The organism is Enterococcus dongliensis (assembly GCF_031927985.1).
Taxonomy (GTDB): Bacteria; Bacillota; Bacilli; order Lactobacillales; family Enterococcaceae; genus Enterococcus_A; species Enterococcus_A dongliensis.
In genome coordinates this window covers 98,867-115,707 of sequence record NZ_JARPZC010000007.1, presented here as the reverse complement: position 1 = coordinate 115,707, position 16,841 = coordinate 98,867, and the positions used below count along the sequence as shown (strand labels likewise).

The 16,841-nt window shown below is 39.1% G+C and carries 17 protein-coding genes and 1 other annotated feature; of the genes, 16 read left to right on the top strand and 1 reads right to left on the bottom strand.

Features of this window, described 5'->3' with window-relative positions; translation table 11 throughout:
- Window positions 1-128 precede the first annotated feature (128 nt).
- From P7D84_RS07210 to P7D84_RS07155, 12 genes are all read left to right on the top strand, one after another.
- Window positions 129-1,928, top strand: coding sequence for a glycerophosphodiester phosphodiesterase (locus P7D84_RS07210; RefSeq protein ID WP_311805750.1), 1,800 nt, complete (start codon window positions 129-131; stop codon window positions 1,926-1,928).
- A gap of 109 nt (window positions 1,929-2,037) precedes the next feature.
- The gene (locus tag P7D84_RS07205) at window positions 2,038-2,544 is read left to right on the top strand and encodes a dCTP deaminase/dUTPase family protein (protein ID WP_311805748.1); all 507 of its coding nucleotides are present in this window, start codon (window positions 2,038-2,040) and stop codon (window positions 2,542-2,544) included.
- A 30-nt stretch (window positions 2,545-2,574) separates the two neighbouring features.
- Window positions 2,575-3,945, top strand: coding sequence for a DNA repair protein RadA (gene radA, locus P7D84_RS07200; protein ID WP_311805746.1), 1,371 nt, complete (start codon window positions 2,575-2,577; stop codon window positions 3,943-3,945).
- Between the two features lie 88 nt (window positions 3,946-4,033).
- Complete coding sequence (locus P7D84_RS07195; RefSeq protein ID WP_311805744.1) at window positions 4,034-5,188, top strand: PIN/TRAM domain-containing protein; 1,155 nt, start codon at window positions 4,034-4,036, stop codon at window positions 5,186-5,188.
- 97 nt (window positions 5,189-5,285) lie between these two features.
- Window positions 5,286-6,743: a glutamate--tRNA ligase gene (gltX, locus tag P7D84_RS07190; RefSeq protein ID WP_137603597.1), complete on the top strand. Its 1,458-nt coding sequence runs from the start codon at window positions 5,286-5,288 to the stop codon at window positions 6,741-6,743.
- Window positions 6,740-6,937 (top strand) — a binding site (T-box leader). Its footprint overlaps the gene before it by 4 nt.
- 240 nt (window positions 6,938-7,177) lie before the next feature.
- Window positions 7,178-7,711, top strand: coding sequence for a serine O-acetyltransferase EpsC (gene epsC / locus P7D84_RS07185; RefSeq protein ID WP_311805743.1), 534 nt, complete (start codon window positions 7,178-7,180; stop codon window positions 7,709-7,711).
- Window positions 7,704-9,113: a cysteine--tRNA ligase gene (cysS, locus tag P7D84_RS07180; protein ID WP_311805741.1), complete on the top strand. Its 1,410-nt coding sequence runs from the start codon at window positions 7,704-7,706 to the stop codon at window positions 9,111-9,113. Before epsC ends, cysS begins: the two co-directional genes overlap by 8 nt.
- Window positions 9,113-9,511 carry a Mini-ribonuclease 3 gene (locus P7D84_RS07175; RefSeq protein WP_311805739.1) on the top strand — a complete coding sequence of 133 codons (399 nt, stop codon included), beginning with the start codon at window positions 9,113-9,115 and terminating at the stop codon, window positions 9,509-9,511. The genes cysS and P7D84_RS07175 overlap by 1 nt, the downstream gene beginning before the upstream one ends.
- Window positions 9,501-10,334, top strand: a complete 834-nt coding sequence (gene rlmB / locus P7D84_RS07170) for a 23S rRNA (guanosine(2251)-2'-O)-methyltransferase RlmB (RefSeq protein ID WP_311805737.1) — start codon at window positions 9,501-9,503, stop codon at window positions 10,332-10,334. The genes P7D84_RS07175 and rlmB overlap by 11 nt, the downstream gene beginning before the upstream one ends.
- Window positions 10,334-10,861, top strand: a complete 528-nt coding sequence (locus tag P7D84_RS07165) for an NYN domain-containing protein (protein ID WP_137603592.1) — start codon at window positions 10,334-10,336, stop codon at window positions 10,859-10,861. Before rlmB ends, P7D84_RS07165 begins: the two co-directional genes overlap by 1 nt.
- A 70-nt stretch (window positions 10,862-10,931) precedes the next feature.
- Window positions 10,932-11,489 carry a sigma-70 family RNA polymerase sigma factor gene (locus P7D84_RS07160; RefSeq protein ID WP_311805735.1) on the top strand — a complete coding sequence of 186 codons (558 nt, stop codon included), beginning with the start codon at window positions 10,932-10,934 and terminating at the stop codon, window positions 11,487-11,489.
- 111 nt (window positions 11,490-11,600) lie between these two features.
- Window positions 11,601-11,846: a Veg family protein gene (locus P7D84_RS07155; protein WP_010782106.1), complete on the top strand. Its 246-nt coding sequence runs from the start codon at window positions 11,601-11,603 to the stop codon at window positions 11,844-11,846.
- A 28-nt stretch (window positions 11,847-11,874) separates the two neighbouring features.
- Here the strand turns inward: P7D84_RS07155 and mscL are convergent, their stop codons facing one another.
- On the bottom strand, window positions 11,875-12,306 hold the full coding sequence (gene mscL, locus P7D84_RS07150) for a large conductance mechanosensitive channel protein MscL (protein ID WP_137603590.1): 432 nt from the start codon (window positions 12,304-12,306) through the stop codon (window positions 11,875-11,877).
- 196 nt (window positions 12,307-12,502) lie between these two features.
- Between mscL and yfmF the strand changes: the two genes are divergently transcribed.
- The 4 genes from yfmF to P7D84_RS07130 all read left to right on the top strand — a co-directional run bounded on the left by yfmF (window position 12,503) and on the right by P7D84_RS07130 (window position 16,829).
- Window positions 12,503-13,756, top strand: coding sequence for an EF-P 5-aminopentanol modification-associated protein YfmF (gene yfmF / locus P7D84_RS07145; RefSeq protein WP_311805733.1), 1,254 nt, complete (start codon window positions 12,503-12,505; stop codon window positions 13,754-13,756).
- Window position 13,757: 1 nt separating this feature from the next.
- Window positions 13,758-15,068 carry an EF-P 5-aminopentanol modification-associated protein YfmH gene (yfmH, locus tag P7D84_RS07140; protein ID WP_311805731.1) on the top strand — a complete coding sequence of 437 codons (1,311 nt, stop codon included), beginning with the start codon at window positions 13,758-13,760 and terminating at the stop codon, window positions 15,066-15,068.
- Window positions 15,069-15,126: 58 nt separating this feature from the next.
- A complete protein-coding gene (ymfI, locus tag P7D84_RS07135) occupies window positions 15,127-15,852 on the top strand; it encodes an elongation factor P 5-aminopentanone reductase (RefSeq protein WP_137603700.1) in 726 nt (241 codons plus the stop codon).
- A gap of 116 nt (window positions 15,853-15,968) precedes the next feature.
- On the top strand, window positions 15,969-16,829 hold the full coding sequence (locus tag P7D84_RS07130; RefSeq protein WP_311805729.1) for a RodZ domain-containing protein: 861 nt from the start codon (window positions 15,969-15,971) through the stop codon (window positions 16,827-16,829).
- Window positions 16,830-16,841: the final 12 nt, after the last annotated feature.

The following is a 16,841-nucleotide window of genomic DNA, read 5'->3' as shown; positions in this document are numbered from 1 at the left end:
ATCCAATAAATATATTATCTCAAAATGAATGAGTTAATACCAAATTAAAATAACGATGGTTCATAGGGTTATCCAATTAAAACCGGAAGGTTAAAACCCTAACTCTAATATACAAGGAGGGACAAGAGATGTCTTCACTACGTTTTTTCTTTACCTATTCAAGAGAGTTTTTACGCCATTGGGGAAGTTACATTCTTTTGATTGTTGGCACGAATATTGTTTTAGAAATGGTAGTTATTCCTTGTGTTCAGTTTTTGATCGCATTTATTTTAAAACAAGGGGATATCCCTTATGTTTCAAATACGAATATCTTAATGATTTTCACCCGGCATCCTGCTGTTCTAGCGGCTTTATTGTTGCTGTTAGCCTTAGTGTTGACACTGATTTTTTTGCAATTCACGTTTCAATTGTTTGGGATCAAAAGTATTCAAACGAAAGAAGATCGTTCGTTGTGGGAGCTTTTTAAGCAGTCTTTGTATCACATGCGGCACTTACGTCCTGGAACGTTCTTTTTCTTTCTATTTTATTTTTTATTGATCCTGCCGTTTGCTAATGCAATCTTTCGCACACCATTGCTGAGTAAAGTCACAATTCCGGTCTTTATTTTAGACTATCTAAGTGAGAATCTATTGTTTCTGCTATTGTTATTGTTTGCGTCATTAGTAGTCACCTATATCGGGATTCGACTATTATTTGTCCTCCCCTTGATGATTTTTTCTGATCAATCTCCTAAACAAGCGGTCGCTAAAAGTTTGGCACTGACGTATCATCGTTTTTGGCATTATGCTTGGCGGATCTTTATCTTAACGATCTTTTTAACCGTAGTTTCTTATATAGGTTATGGGGTAAGTTTTGTATTACAAGCTGTTTTGGATCTGCTGCCTCGTCCGTTTCCTGCAGTCGGTGCAATGGTAACACTGACGGGTATCCAATTTTTTAGTCAATTGACGCTAGCTTGGGCGACGGTGTTGTATTTTAGTATCTTAGTTCAAAAATTTTATCCTCTAGTAATTAGTGGCGAGCGTCCGTTACAAATGATTCGCCCTAGTTTATGGACACGAATAGCCGCGGTCATTTTGTGTATTTTCTTTGGTGGTTCGTTGCTGTTTAACAATGTTCTTTATTTATCTGGATTAAATGATTCCATCCCGCTAACTATTTCTCATCGCGGTGTGGACAATGGTAATGGTGTACAAAATACGATTCCTGCAATGGCTGCAACGATCCAAGAAAAACCTGATTATATCGAAATGGATGTTCAAGAAACCAAAGATCATCAATTTGTTGTTTTTCACGATGAGAACTTAAAAAAATTAACAGGAGAAGATAAAACTACTCATGATCTGACATTAAGTCAGCTGCAATCGATTCAAGCAGTTGAAAATGGACATGTTGCGCCGATTGCAAGTTTTGATGATTATTTGGCTTTTGCCAATAAACACCAACAAAAGTTATTGATCGAGATTAAAACAACTTCTGCCGATTCTAAGCAGATGTTGGATCGATTTATCAAGAAGTACCAGCAAACTATCTTGACTCATCATCATCGGATTCACTCGTTGGATTATGAAGTTGTGACTGGATTAAAACAAAAAGCACCTAAATTGTATGTCAGCTATATCTTGCCGTATAATTTAGTCTTCCCCCAAACATCGGCCAATGGATATACGATGGAAGAGACAACTTTGACAGGAGATTTTGTCCAACGCGCCCATCAGGGGAAAAAAGATGTCTATGCTTGGACAGTCAACAATGCAGATGCGATGGATCGAATGGTATCGCTGAATGTCAACGGCATCGTGACGGATGATCTTAAAACGTTGCAAAAACAAATCAGAACATATAAGGATAATCCTTCTTATGCCAAACGAATCGATATTTATATCAATCGTTTACCGTCACTGGATGAACGAATCAGTGAGAAATAATTTTACCCGCAGAAAATTCATTAAATTTCCATAGAGTTTTCGTAAAAGATTTTCGAAGTGCTGCTTGCTCTATGGTAGAATAGCAATATATTTCACAAAGGAGTTTAAGATGAAAAAACGAGGTTTTGAAGTAATTACAGCTTATCAAGATAAGGCAATCCATTTGCCAAAAAGAGCAACGAAAAATGCGGCAGGTTATGATTTTGAAGCTGCAGAAGATATCGTAATTCCAGCAGTTTGGAAACAAATCATCCAACATTTTTCAAAAAATTCAGCAGTGGCTGAAAAAATCGTCAAACCGGTTTTAGTTCCTACAGGAATTAAAGCGTATATGGGTCAGGAGGAATACTTGCAGCTAGCCAATCGTTCAAGCAATCCGCTGAAGCGTTTTTTGACCTTGAGTAATGGTGTAGGTGTGATTGATAGCGATTATTATAATAATGCGGATAATGAAGGCCACATCATGTTTCAATTTTCAAACTTTGGTTTGACCGATATTCAAATCAAAAAAGGCGAACGGATCGGTCAAGGGGTCTTTTTGCCGTTTTTAAAAGCCGATAACGATGAAGCCGTGATTGAGCGAACTGGTGGCTTTGGTTCTTCAGATAAGCAATAAAAAATTATTCAAACAAGTGAGGCGAATGTTTTGGCTAAAAAAACCAAGACACAATTTATCTGCCAAGAATGCGGTTATGTTTCGCCTAAGTATTTAGGCCGATGCCCTAACTGTGGCAATTGGAATACAATGGTGGAAGAAGTTGAACAAAATACAGAAGATCGGCGGAATCGGGTTAGTTTGACTGGTGAACGGGCACAGCCGACTAAATTAAAAGATGTCGTCTTTAAAAAAGAAACACGTGTTCAAACGGAACTGGTCGAATTAAATCGAGTTTTAGGCGGCGGTGTAGTTCCAGGTTCATTGGTACTGATCGGCGGCGATCCTGGTATCGGAAAATCTACGCTGTTGTTGCAAGTATCCCATCAATTAGCCGCAACTGGCGGTACAGTTTTATATGTTTCCGGGGAAGAAAGTGCTCAGCAAATAAAATTGCGAGCAGAGCGGTTAGGTTCTAGTGAGACTGATTTTTATTTATACGCAGAAACAGATATGGGTGAAATCAGTCGGACAATCGAAAATCTAAAGCCAGATTATGTGATTATTGATTCAATCCAAACGATGACGCAGCCGGATATTTCTAGTGTTGCTGGTTCGGTCAGCCAAGTTCGGGAAACGACTGCAGAATTATTGAAGCTGGCAAAAACGAATGGTATCGCAATTTTCATTGTCGGTCATGTAACAAAAGAAGGAAATATCGCTGGACCGCGTATGCTAGAACATATGGTTGATACTGTTTTATATTTTGAAGGAGAAAAACACCACAGTTTTCGAATTTTACGGGCTGTAAAAAACCGTTTTGGTTCTACGAATGAGTTAGGCATCTTCGAAATGCGCGAACAGGGGTTAGTCGAAGTCGCCAATCCTTCGCAAGTTTTTTTAGAAGAACGTTTAGAAGGAGCGACAGGATCGGCCATCGTCGTAGCGATGGAAGGCAGTCGGCCGATTTTAGTTGAGGTGCAAGCTTTGGTGACACCGACTGTTTTTGGTAATGCCAAACGAACGACGACAGGACTAGATTTCAATCGGGTATCTTTGATTATGGCAGTCTTAGAAAAACGTGCGGGTTTATTGCTCCAAAATCAAGATGCCTACTTAAAAGCTGCCGGTGGTGTAAAGCTGAATGAACCAGCTATCGATTTAGCTGTTGCAGTGGCGATTGCTTCTAGTTACAAAGAAAAAGGGACTGAAGCGACTGAATGCTTTATTGGTGAAATTGGTCTAACGGGTGAGATTCGCCGAGTCAGCAGTGTCGAACAACGAATCAAAGAAGCAGCTAAGTTAGGTTTTAAAAAAATCTATCTATCTAGGAACAATATGGGCGATTGGAAACCACCTAAAGGAATCGAATTGATCCCGGTGGCGACTTTAGCAGAAACATTAAGAAAAGTCTTTCGTTAATAAATTGAGTGGTGCCAGAATGGATTTCTGGCACATCGATTCAAAACAATTTATTATGAAAATATCAATAGAATTTAGGAGGGATGGCATGCAAAAACGTGTGTTGACAGTAATGGTTTTACTGGTTGGAGTTAGTTTGGGAATCACATTCTTACCAGCAGCATGGACAGCGATTGGCTATGCAGACAACATATGGCTGAATAATTCACTTACAGATGGCCTAATTGGTGCAATTATTTTTTATTTTATTTCTTTGGCGATCGTAGAACCAATCTCGGTTGGAGTGAAAAGAATTGAAAAACGATTAAATGAATTCAGCTTAACTTATATCTTATTTGGAGTGGTCGGTGCAATCTTAGGATTGACTTTAGGATTGGTCGGGACGACCCCTTTGTATCAGATTCCGATTCCATTCATCAATAACGCATTACCGATTTTAATCATGTTATTGTTAGGGTATCTAGGTTTTCGAATGGGAACGACTCGGATTGATGAATTGAAGAAATTTTTCAGCAGTCGAAACAAAAAAGCCGAGACAAATGAAGGGGAAGTGCTTGAACGCAAAGCCGATGATCACTTTCATAAATACAAAATCTTAGATACGAGTGTCATTATTGATGGTCGGATCTATGATATTGCAAAGACCGGATTTTTAGAAGGAGTATTGATGATTCCTAATTTTGTGTTGTATGAATTGCAATACATCGCCGATTCAGGTGACAGCTTGAAACGTGTCCGAGGCCGTCGCGGATTAGACATTTTGAACGCATTGCAAAAAGAAGAAGGAATCGCTGTTGAAATGTACGATGGTGATTTTGAAGACATCAGCGAAGTAGATAGCAAGTTAATCAAATTAGCTAAATTATTGGATGGTGTAATCGTAACGAACGATTACAACTTAAACAAAGTTTCTGAATTCCAAAATGTCGCTGTTTTAAATATCAATGCGTTAGCAAATGCAGTGAAGCCAGTTGTGATCCCTGGTGAAAATATGAATGTTTTAGTTGTAAAAGCCGGGACTGAACGGCAACAAGGGGTTGCTTATCTAGATGATGGTACGATGGTCGTCGTAGAAGATGGCCAGCATTACATGAATGAGCGAATCGAAGTTGTGGTAACAAGTGCCTTACAAACGGCTGCTGGACGGATGATTTTTGCTAAACCAGCGCATTCAAGCCGTAACATCAAGGATGAATCGCCAGAAAAAAAATTAGATTACACCAATGAAAAAGCGGCAAAATAGCAGTGCAGCTTTACTAAACAGTCGATTGATTGTACAATTTGTGTTGAGTAGTAAATGATTTTGATTTGCTAAATAAGCGGGAAAGAGGAACTAAAATATGTCGAAAATTCGTGTGCGTTACGCACCCAGTCCAACCGGACACTTACACATCGGAAATGCACGAACTGCGTTGTTCAATTACTTATTTGCGCGCCACAATGATGGAGATTTCATTATTCGAATCGAGGATACGGATTTAAAAAGAAATATCGAAGGCGGCGAGAAAAGCCAATTAGAAAATTTAGCTTGGCTGGGAATCAATTGGGATGAATCGCCAGAAAATCCTGGTGAATATGGTCCATATCGTCAATCTGAACGACGTGAGATTTATCAACCATTAATCGATCAATTACTAGCTAGCAATTTAGCTTACAAATGCTACTGTACATCTGAAGAGTTAGAAGAAGAACGCGAAGCGCAACGTGCCCGCGGCGAGATGCCTCACTATTCAGGAAAATGTGCACATTTGACACCAGAAGAACAAGCCGAAAAAGAAGCAGAAGGCTTAGAAGCAGTAATCCGTTTTCGTGTTCCTCGCAACACTAGCTTTGCTTTTGAAGATATGGTCAAAGGTGAGATTAGTTTTGAATCTGACAACATCGGCGGCGACTTTATCATCCAAAAACGTGATGGGATGCCAACATATAACTTTGCGGTAGCGGTAGATGATCATTTGATGAAAATCACTCATGTTTTGCGTGGTGACGATCATATTGCCAATACGCCAAAACAATTGATGATCTATGATGCTTTTGGTTGGCCGCGTCCAACATTTGGTCATATGACATTAATCATCAATACCGAGACTGGTAAAAAATTAAGTAAACGCGATGAAAGCATTTTACAATTTATTGAACAGTATCGTGAATTGGGCTATTTGCCAGAAGCAATGTTCAACTTTATCACGCTTTTGGGCTGGTCACCAGTTGGAGAAGACGAGATTTTCTCACAAGAAGAATTGATCAAGCTTTTTGATACAAAACGATTAAGCAAATCTCCTGCTGCATTTGATCAGAAAAAATTAGAATGGGTCAACAACCATTACATTAAAGCACTTGACTTGGATAAATTAACTGAATTATGCTTGCCTTATTTAATCAAGGCTGGTAAAGTCGAAGAAAATCCGACACCAGAACGCAAAGCTTGGGTGAAACGCGTAGTCAGCTTATACCAACCACAAATGAGTTACACTGCTGAGATTACCGAAATTTCTAGTTTGTTTTTCCAAGATCAGCTTGAACTAGATGAGGCTGCTAAAGAAGTTTTAGCAGGTGAGGATGTTTCGACCGTATTGAATGCGTTCAAAGCACAATTAGAAGCATTGGAAACAGTGGATGCACCAAGCGTTTTAGCAGCAATCAAAGCTGTACAAAAAGAGACGGGTGTAAAAGGGAAAAATCTTTGGATGCCGATTCGAGTAGCAGTTAGCGGAATGGTACATGGTCCTGAATTGCCAGAAACGGTTGAATTATTAGGTAAAGAAAAAGCTTTAGCACATTTAAATCAAGTACTCTAAACATAATGAAGAGAAGAAGTAGCAAACAACGATTTTTCAGAGAGACCACGGCTGGTGAGAGTGATCAAATCAATGTTTGCGAAATGCATCTCGGAGTGGTCTTAGCGATATGTAGCTAAGGACGGTTCACAGACGTTACCTGTTTCAAGGCATAACTGCAAACAAAAGTGGAACCACGTAAAAGCGTCTTTTGAGGAAACTCAAAGGACGTTTTTTTTATTCACTAAGATACATAACAACGCAATGTTGAGTGAAAACAACGACTCTCAGTAAAGAAATATTTTTTACGTGAGAACATAACTAATTGAACAATATAGAACGTATTACAGAAAATAATTGCCTTAAATGTCAGTAAATTTATTTTGTTGGACGACAGCAGATTCATAAAATGGGATTTTTTAGAAAAAACAAATGAACACGAGGAGTTGAAGTAAATGGGGTGGTGGCAAGAAGCAATCACAGCAGCAAAAAAAAATGATCCGGCAGTCAAGTCGGGGTTGGAAGTGGTTCTCACTTATCCGGGAGTCCATGCATTATTTTTTCATAGATTTTCACATCTTCTTTATCGGCATCGACGCTTTCTATTGGCACGAATCCATTCGCAAATTTGGCGTTTTTGGACAGGAATCGAAATCCATCCTGGTGCACAGATTGCCCCTGGAGTTTTTATTGACCATGGAATGAGTGTGGTAATCGGTGAAACAGCTGAAATCGAACGAGATGTAGTTTTGTTTCATGGAGTGACATTAGGCGGAACAGGAAAAGATACCGGAAAACGTCATCCAACTGTACGTCAAGGAGCGTTTATTTCGGCCAATGTCCAGATCTTAGGTCCGGTTGAAATTGGGGCAAATGCTAAAATTGGTGCAGGTGCTGTCGTTTTAAAAAGTATACCAGCGGATACAACTGCTGTAGGGGTACCGGCAAAAGTAGTAAAAATAAAAGGAAAGAGGGTTCAACATGATTAAAATACACAATACGTTGACACGAGAAAAAGAACTTTTTAAACCCATCGAAGAAAATAAAGTCCGAATGTATATCTGCGGACCGACTGTTTATAACTATATCCATATCGGAAATGCTCGTAGTACAATCGCTTTTGACGTGATACGACGATATTTTGAATATCGCGGCTATGAAGTGAACTATGTATCGAATTTTACTGATGTAGACGATAAAATCATCAAAGCAGCAAAGGAATTAGCAATCACCGCTCCTGAAGTTGCTGATCGTTTTATTGCGGCTTTTGAAAAAGACACTGCGGCATTGAACGTCAAACCTGCGACTTTGCATCCGCGAGTAATCAATCACATTCCAGATATCATTGCATTTATCGAGATATTGATTGAGAAAGGCTATGCTTATGAAGCGCAAGGAGACATTTATTATCGGACACGTAAATTTGCCCACTATGGTGAATTAAGTGATCAATCGATCGATGAATTAGAAGTTGGTGCTAGTCAACGTACTGGTGCAGAACAAGCGATCAAAGAAGATCCTTTAGACTTTGCTTTATGGAAAAGCGCAAAACCCGACGAGATCTCTTGGACGTCTCCTTGGGGTGAAGGTCGTCCTGGTTGGCACATCGAGTGTTCTGTGATGGCGACAAAACACTTAGGTGATACAATCGACATTCATGGTGGCGGACAAGATTTAGAATTTCCCCATCACGAAAATGAGATTGCTCAAAGTGAAGCAAAGACCGGTAAACGATTTGCCAATTATTGGATGCATAATGGGTATGTAACAATCGGTGAAGATGATGTGAAAATGAGCAAATCACTTGGCAATTTTGTGACTGTTCATGACTTAGTTAAAGAAATCGATCCGCAAGTGTTGCGTTTCTTTATGGCAACGACACAGTATCGTCGTCCGATTCGTTACAGTCAGGCAACAATAAAAGATGCTCAAGCCAATCTGCAAAAATTACGGACGACTTTTGAAAATGCAACGTTCCGACAAACGACAGCAGAAGTCTCTTTGTCAGATGATCAAGAAAAGTTAGTTGAATTGCAGGAATTGAAAGGTCGCTTCATCGAAGAGATGGATGATGATTTTAATGCAGCAAATGGGATTACAGTTGTTTATGAAGTAGCAAAATGGTTGAACCATTACAGTGAACAAAAACAAGTATCAACAGCTATTCTATCAGCGGCATTGGATGAATTTTTACAAATGTTGACCGTTTTTGGTATCGAATTTCAAGCAGCCGGATTATTAGATGCAGAAATTGATCAATTGATCGAAGAACGGAATCAAGCAAGAAAAGATAAAAATTTTGCTCGCAGTGATGAGATCCGCGATCAATTAAAAGAACAAGGAATTATTTTAGAAGACACGCCACAAGGTGTCCGTTGGAGACGAGCATAATGACAGATTATAAACAATTGAATGCACTAGCACTGGCGTATGTAGGCGATGCAATCTATGAAACATATGTCCGAGACCATCTTGTGCAAAATGGCCAGCCCCGTCCTAATAAACTACACCATTTAGCGACACATTATGTTTCGGCTAAAGCTCAAGCAATGTTGATTCAAAAAATGTTGGATGAAGATATGTTGTCAGAAGAAGAACAGGGAATCTATCGCCGAGGACGAAATGCCAAAAGTTATACTTCCGCCAAAAATACTACGATCATGACTTATCGTATGTCCACAGGTTTTGAAGCATTGATGGGATATCTACATTTATTGAAACGGCAAGAACGATTAGAAGAATTAATCACATGGTGTTTAGAGAAAGCAGGTGAAGCAAATGAAGGATAAAAAACAATACCGAGGAAATGACCGACGCACTCAGCAAAAAAATGACCGCTCTAAGAGACAGCGTAAAGAACAAGTTGAGGTAGCAGAGTCAGAAGAAAATAATTTTGCCTTTGGCCATCATGCCAGCGTAGAAGCATTACAAGCTGGTCGAGGGAATAAATTATTTTTACAAGAAGATGCTCACGGAGACAAGATTGATCTATTAAAAAAACTAGCTAAAGAACAAGCAGTCCCGGTAAAATGGGTACCAAAACAAAAATTAGATACATTAAGTGATGGTGGTGTTCATCAAGGAGTCGTTTTAGGGATTACTCCGTATGAATATTTAACGTTAGAAGATTTATTGACAAAGGTTTCCTCAGAGGAAGCCCCTTTTCTACTTATTTTAGATAGTTTAGAAGATCCTCATAATTTTGGATCGATTTTACGAACAGTTGATGCCAGCGGCGTATCTGGAGTGATCATTCCAAAACATCGCTCCGTTGGGATTACACCAGTTGTGACCAAAGCATCGACAGGTGCGGTAGAATACGTGCCGATTGCACGAGTAACGAACCTGTCACAAAGTATCAAGCAATTAAAAGAAGCTGGTTATTGGATTTTTGGAACTGATATGGACGGGACTGATTATCGTCAATGGAAAGTTGCTGGACCGATTGCTTTGATTATCGGCAATGAAGGCAAAGGGATGAGTGCTGGTTTGAAAAAGGAAGTCGACGAGATGCTGACGATTCCGATGACTGGGCATGTTCAAAGTTTGAATGCAGGAGTTGCTGCGGGGCTATTGATGTACGAAGTCTTCCGAAAGCGAAGTGAATCGTAATGAAAAAACAATTACTGATCGTTGACGGATATAATATGATCGGGGCTTGGCCTGAATTGACTGCCTTGAAAAATCAAGATCGATTAGAAGAAGCGCGAGAGGCACTATTATTTCGTCTTTCTAACTTCGCGAAATATCAAGGATTGGAAACAATCGTTGTTTTTGATGCGCAATTTGTTCCAGGAATTACACAAAGTTATAAAAAATATCAGCTGACAGTAGTTTTTACAAAAGAAGACGAAACCGCCGATAGTTACATCGAACGGATCGCCGGCGAGTTGAATGATCGGTTGACACAAGTGACCGTAGCAACGAGTGATTTGGCTGAACAATGGACGATTTTTTCACAAGGGGCTCTTCGGACATCTGCACGAGAATTGTATAAAACGCTGCAACAAACTGAGGCGTTGATCACAGGTGATACTGAAGATACGCATTTTAAAAATTTTCGTCGTAATTCTCCATGGAATAATGAACAATTACAAAAATTGTCACAAAAATTGGACGAATTGAGCCAAAAAAAATAAATCGATGAACAATCCCTCCCTCTTCTTTACTCAACGTGTATGCTTGAAGTGGTTGAGAGGAGTGGAGAAAATGGAAGAAACAACGCATTTGGAAACAATCGATGGTGCTGCTTTTGAAAAAATGTTCAGTCAGTATTTGCCAATCGTATACAGTATGCAGTCACGGTACCTCATTCGTGATTTCGATTACGATGATTGGCTGCAAGAAGGACGAATCGCGTTAAATGATGCCTTGCAAAGTTATCGCTTGGGACGTGGGACGACGTTTGGCCTTTATTACAAGATGATTTTTGAAAATCGCATCCGTTCTCTTTTGCGGCGGCAGCAGGCCCAAAACCGCTTCGCACAACAACAAGCTGTGTCGATTGAAAAAGTTGGATTAGAGGCCTTCAGCGAACAATTTCATTACCATGAGTGTATGGAAGAGAATATCTATATCAGTGAAATGTTATTAGCTGGAGAAGTGACACTTTCTTCTTTAGAAAATTGTTCATTGTACTATTATTTAAAAGGAGAAGACCCAGCTATGATCGCACAGCGCTTGGATGAATCTGAAAAAGCGATTCATAATGCACTGAACCGTGCGAAAAATAAAATAAAAAAGAAACTAACTACTATAAAAATATAATGGAAACCAATGATTTTCTGATGGACAGATAGAAAGTTGCAAATCTTTTTATCTTATGATAACATTGTAAAGTTTTGGATTTGTGCTATAATGTATATTGAGGTGAACTGTATGCCAACAACTTTAGCGTCTATCAAGAAAAATTTGGAAGATCGTATTGGTGCGCCAATCATGCTCGTAGCTCAAACCGGGCGCAAGCGTCAAACGCAACGCAAAGGGATCTTAACTGAGACATACCCTTCCGTGTTTGTAGTAGATTTGGACCCAGAGGAAAATTCTTTCGAACGTGTTTCATACAGCTATTCCGATGTATTGACTCGCACAGTAGAAATCGAATTTCTAACAGAAGCAATTTAAAAACCATGGAGCGATTGCTCCATGGTTTTTATTTGTCCTTAGTTGAGGCTTTTTTTTGTTCAACTAAAAGATCACGAATATCTGCTAAGTAATCTTCGGCTGTTGGAATTTGAACTTCAGGAACGACAGCTTCTTTTTTAGCAGCAGTGTCACGAGCTTTGTTTGCGGCTTTAACGATTAAGAACAATACAAAACCAGTAATAACAAATGTGATCAAAGCACTAACGACATCGCCAAAAGCAAAAGTCACCCCTTTGACAGGTGTCCAATCTAAGACAGACATGGCTTCGTTTAGATCTTTTCCTTTAGTAAATAATGAAACAATCAATCCGACTAGCGGTGTGATCAATCCATTGACGACATTCGTGACGATCGCGGTAAAAGCAGTCCCGATTACCACACCAACGGCAAGGTCGATGACGTTGCCGCGCATCAAAAATTCTTTAAATTCTTTAAACATTTTGTCACTCCTCTTTTTCTTTTCATTTTCAGTATAACGAAAGAAGAAAAAATTTGAAATAAAAGTGATTGCCAGCCAATGCCAGACTCGGTTCTTCGCTTATGCCTGTGCTATAATTGACCTTAATGAAAAAACAAAAATGAGAAGGAACAACCAGATTTTTTTATCAAAAATATAGTTAATAAGGAGCTTTGTAATGATCGAATTAAAAAAAGGCGTGCGCCTACATGTCATCACAACCAAAAAATATAAAACGATTCAAGTCTATGGACGTTTTACTACTCGTTTAACGAAAGAAATTATGACGAAACGAGCATTGTTAGCGAATTTATTGGAGACCAACTCTTTGCATTATCCTGACCAAACCAAATTAAGCGGCCGATTAGCAGAATTATACGGTGCTAGTTTTGGATTGAATGTCGGACGTAAAGGCAATCTGCATTGGCTGGATGTTGGTTTAGGTGTCGTTAACGGAAAGTATGTCGATGATCCAAAGCTTTTATCTGAAGCAGTAGATTTTTTACAAGAAGTACTGTTTTATCCTAATATTCATAATGGAAAATTTGATGAACAGACGTTCCAATTAGAAAAGGAAAACTTGCAAAGCTATATCGAAACGTTACAAGAAGATAAACAAACGTTGGCTTCTTTGAAAATCAAGGAAACGTACTTTACGGATGAAGCCCAAAAATTACCAAGCTTTGGTACAGTAGCTGATTTAGCAAATGAAACCAGTGAGTCATTAGCGGCGTATTATCATACGATGATTACTAAAGATCAAGTAGATTTGTTTGTTATAGGTGATATAGAGGAAAAAGAAGTTGCAGAGCTGTTCCAGCAATTGCCTTTTGCAGAACGAGAAGAAGATTTTCCAGCAATCTATTACTATCAGACCAAGGATAATGTGATTCGTGAGCAACAAGTGCAAGAAGCTGTGGTCCAAGGGAAATTGAATCTAGCTTATGCGACAGATGTGTATTATGAAGATAGTGATCGTTTTGCATTACTAGTTTTTAACGGATTATTTGGTGGATTCCCTCATTCAAAATTATTCATGAATGTACGAGAGAAAGCGAGTTTGGCGTATTATGCTTCAAGTTCATTTGATACTTTTCGTGGATATTTACAAGTCCAGACAGGGATCAACAGTGCTAACCGAGAAAAAGTGCTGCATTTGATCAATGAACAATTGATTGAATTACAAGCCGGTGATTTTACAGAATTGGCGTTCCAACAAACAAAGGCGATGTTGAAAAATCATTATTTGTTGGGGCTGGACAGTATGCAAAATACAATCGAGACAACGTATTTGGCACAATGGTTGCCAAAAAGTAAACTGACAGACGAGGAATGGTTGAGACGCTTGGCAGCTGTGACACCAGAAGATGTTCAACATGTCGCAAAAAAAATCCGTCTGCAAGCAATCTTCTTTTTAGATGGAGGACAATAAAATGGATAAAGTGACTTATCAAAAAATCAATGAAACCTTGTATAAAGAGATTTTGCCTAATGGCTTGACAGTCTATTTATTGCCTAAAGCGGGGTATCATAAGACGTATGGATTATTTAGTACTAATTACGGTTCAATCGATAACGAGTTCATTCCACGGGGTGGGACAGACTATGTCAAGGTCCCTGATGGCATCGCTCATTTTTTAGAGCATAAAATGTTTGAAAAAGAAGACGGTGATGTTTTTCAAAAATTTGGTGAACAAGGAGCTTCTGCTAATGCATTCACCAGTTTCACTCGAACTAGTTATTTATTTTCTACTACAGATCAATTGGAATTGAATCTAGCAACATTAATCGATTTTGTTCAAGCACCGTATTTTACGGAAGAATCTGTTCAAAAAGAACAAGGCATCATCGGTCAAGAAATCCAAATGTATCAAGATGATCCAAGTTGGCAACAATTTTTTGCTATTTTGAAAAATATGTATCCTAAACATCCGCTGCACATCGATATTGCTGGTACGATTGATTCGATTGCAGATATCACTGCCGAAGATCTGTATACTTGTTACAATACTTTCTATCATCCTAGTAATATGACATTATTTGTTGTAGGGAAATTGGAACCAGAAACTTTGATGGCATTCATTCGTGAAAATCAAGCAGCCAAAACGTTTGATATGCCTGAACCAATCCAACGACGTTTTCCAGAAGAGACGTCGGATGAGATCGTCAAATTCAGCAAAGAACAAATGTCGATTACAGTACCCAAAGCAATCGTTGGTATCAAAGGGCTGGCAGAATTGCCCCAAGATGATAAACAGCGGTTGATCTTCAAAATCTCAATGGATCTGCTATTCCAATTATTGCTCGGGCCAACTTCGAAAAATTATTTGCATATGTACAATGAAGGATTATTAGATGACAGTTTTGGTTTTGAATTTTCACTAGATCGTAGTTTTTATTTTGCAGATTTTGGCGGAGACAGTGAAAAACCAGAAAAATTAGCAGAGCGGTTAACAGAGATCTTGTTACAGTTTGCCAACGATCCTGAAGTGAACGAAAAAAATCTAGCCTTATTAAAGAAAAAAATGTTAGGAAAATATTTCCAATCATTGAACTCGCTAGAATATGTCGCCAATCAATTTACTCAATCTCTGTTTGGCGAGTGGACATTGTTTGATATGCCGGAAATCATTCAAGAAATCAAATTGACCGATATCTTAGCCGCCGGTGAATTATTCATTCATGAAGAAGCATTCACACGATTTTATATGGAAAAAGACACGCATACTGCCGCTTCTAATTAGTATTCAGTAGTTAAAAATGAAATATTTACAGGCTAGGAAAAAATGAAGGGGATGCATGATGCCTTACGCGTTAGTAATGGGAGCTAGCGGTGATATCGGACAGGCCGTTTGCGAAAAATTAGCTGAACAAGGCTGGTCTTTGTATTGCCACTATAATCAACAAAAAGAAAAAGTTTTAAATTTCGTTTCAGACTTACAGAAACGTTATCCTCAGCAAGATTTTTTTATGGTATCCTTAGACATGTTAAAAGAAGCGGAAATCCCTAGTTTTTTAGCACAATTATTCCAAGTTGATGGGATCGTTTTTGCCTCAGGATTTACTTTCTATGAATTACTGCCTGAGACAAAAGCAGACCAAATGGAGGCCTTATGGCAGGTCCATTTGAAGACGCCGTTACTTTTGTTACAAGAATTGCAAGGAAAGTTAGCTAAAAATAGTAATGGACGTGTCGTTTTTATTGGTTCAGTCTATGGTCATCGTGGAAGCAGCATGGAAACTGTTTATAGTGCTGTTAAAGGAGCCCAAGAAGCTTTTGTAAAAGCCTATGCGAAAGAAGTCGCAACTTTAGGAATCACCGTTAATGTCGTAGCTCCTGGAGCAGTACAAACGAGGATGAATGACAATTGGGATTTACAAGAGTTGGTTGATTTAAAATCAGCGATTCCCTTAGGACGCTTAGCAAAACCAAGCGAAATCGCTGCGGCTTGCAGTTATCTGTTTTCCCAAGAAGCCAGTTATACTACCGGGATTATTTTGCCGGTCGCTGGTGGCTGGATGACGTAGCAACTGACCGAAGCTCTTTTTCAAAGTTTGAGAAATGAGCAAGTATGTACTAAAAAGCGGAAATAATTTTTCCTTAAAAAATAGTTCATTATTACGAAATAGGAGTAGAAAATCAAGTGGCTAGTATAAATATTGGAGAAACGTTACGCAAAGCCCGTATCGATAAAAAAATAAGTTTAGATGAGTTACAGCAGCGCACAAAAATTCAAAAGCGCTATTTGTTGGCAATCGAAGAAAATGATTTTCAAGCATTGCCTAGCGAGTATTATTTGCGGACGTTTATTCGACAATATGCTGATGAGGTAAAACTTGACGGTGATTATTTGATCGATGTATTAGACGGCAAGGATCGACCGTTGCCAACATATCCTGAGTTGGAAACAGTTGATGGACTGAGAAAAAATAAACACGCAGAAAATCCTACACATGCGCGATTTAAAGCAACGTTGCCGATGATCTCTTTAGGACTTGTAGCATTGGCCATTATCGCGGTAGTGGGTTATGTGACTTGGCTGGATCATCAAGAAACAGCAATCATTCCGGAAAATAGTTCTGTCCAAGTGGAACGTTCAGGGGTCTCTTCAGCAGAAAAAATTTCCTCCTCTCAACCGGAACAAGCGACAGAATCGTCCAAAAAACCAGAAAAACCTCAAATGGCAGTTGCGATGGAAGCAAACACACCAAACGCAGCAACGATGAAAATCGAACATGCGGAAAAGCCGTTAAAAATCACATTCACTGGCAAACAGCGGGTGTGGGTCGGTGTACAGATTAATGGGGCATTGACGTATCAGTACACGTTGCAGGTGGGAGAATCACAAACAACCGAACTGCCTGCTGATGCAGCACAAGCGGTGATCACTGTGGGTATGGCAAAGTATGCAGAGATCAAAGTCAATGATCAAGCATTGGATTTTCAACCAGGTGAATCATTGTCACAAAAAAATGTGACGTTAAATATCGCTTATGCGGCTTAATAACGACTGCTT

What these genes read in the sequence shown, in the direction of transcription:
- ymfI (WP_137603700.1), top strand. Translation starts at nt 15,127, where the DNA reads ATGCCTTACGCGTTAGTAATGGGAGCTAGCGGTGATATCGGACAGGCC.
- P7D84_RS07160 (WP_311805735.1), top strand. Translation starts at nt 10,932, where the DNA reads ATGGAAGAAACAACGCATTTGGAAACAATCGATGGTGCTGCTTTTGAA.
- gltX (WP_137603597.1), top strand. Translation starts at nt 5,286, where the DNA reads ATGTCGAAAATTCGTGTGCGTTACGCACCCAGTCCAACCGGACACTTA.
- yfmH (WP_311805731.1), top strand. Translation starts at nt 13,758, where the DNA reads ATGGATAAAGTGACTTATCAAAAAATCAATGAAACCTTGTATAAAGAG.
- rlmB (WP_311805737.1), top strand. Translation starts at nt 9,501, where the DNA reads ATGAAGGATAAAAAACAATACCGAGGAAATGACCGACGCACTCAGCAA.
- mscL (WP_137603590.1), bottom strand. Translation starts at nt 12,306, where the DNA reads ATGTTTAAAGAATTTAAAGAATTTTTGATGCGCGGCAACGTCATCGAC.
- epsC (WP_311805743.1), top strand. Translation starts at nt 7,178, where the DNA reads ATGGGGTGGTGGCAAGAAGCAATCACAGCAGCAAAAAAAAATGATCCG.
- P7D84_RS07175 (WP_311805739.1), top strand. Translation starts at nt 9,113, where the DNA reads ATGACAGATTATAAACAATTGAATGCACTAGCACTGGCGTATGTAGGC.
- P7D84_RS07165 (WP_137603592.1), top strand. Translation starts at nt 10,334, where the DNA reads ATGAAAAAACAATTACTGATCGTTGACGGATATAATATGATCGGGGCT.
- cysS (WP_311805741.1), top strand. Translation starts at nt 7,704, where the DNA reads ATGATTAAAATACACAATACGTTGACACGAGAAAAAGAACTTTTTAAA.
- P7D84_RS07205 (WP_311805748.1), top strand. Translation starts at nt 2,038, where the DNA reads ATGAAAAAACGAGGTTTTGAAGTAATTACAGCTTATCAAGATAAGGCA.
- P7D84_RS07195 (WP_311805744.1), top strand. Translation starts at nt 4,034, where the DNA reads ATGCAAAAACGTGTGTTGACAGTAATGGTTTTACTGGTTGGAGTTAGT.
- yfmF (WP_311805733.1), top strand. Translation starts at nt 12,503, where the DNA reads ATGATCGAATTAAAAAAAGGCGTGCGCCTACATGTCATCACAACCAAA.
- P7D84_RS07155 (WP_010782106.1), top strand. Translation starts at nt 11,601, where the DNA reads ATGCCAACAACTTTAGCGTCTATCAAGAAAAATTTGGAAGATCGTATT.
- P7D84_RS07210 (WP_311805750.1), top strand. Translation starts at nt 129, where the DNA reads ATGTCTTCACTACGTTTTTTCTTTACCTATTCAAGAGAGTTTTTACGC.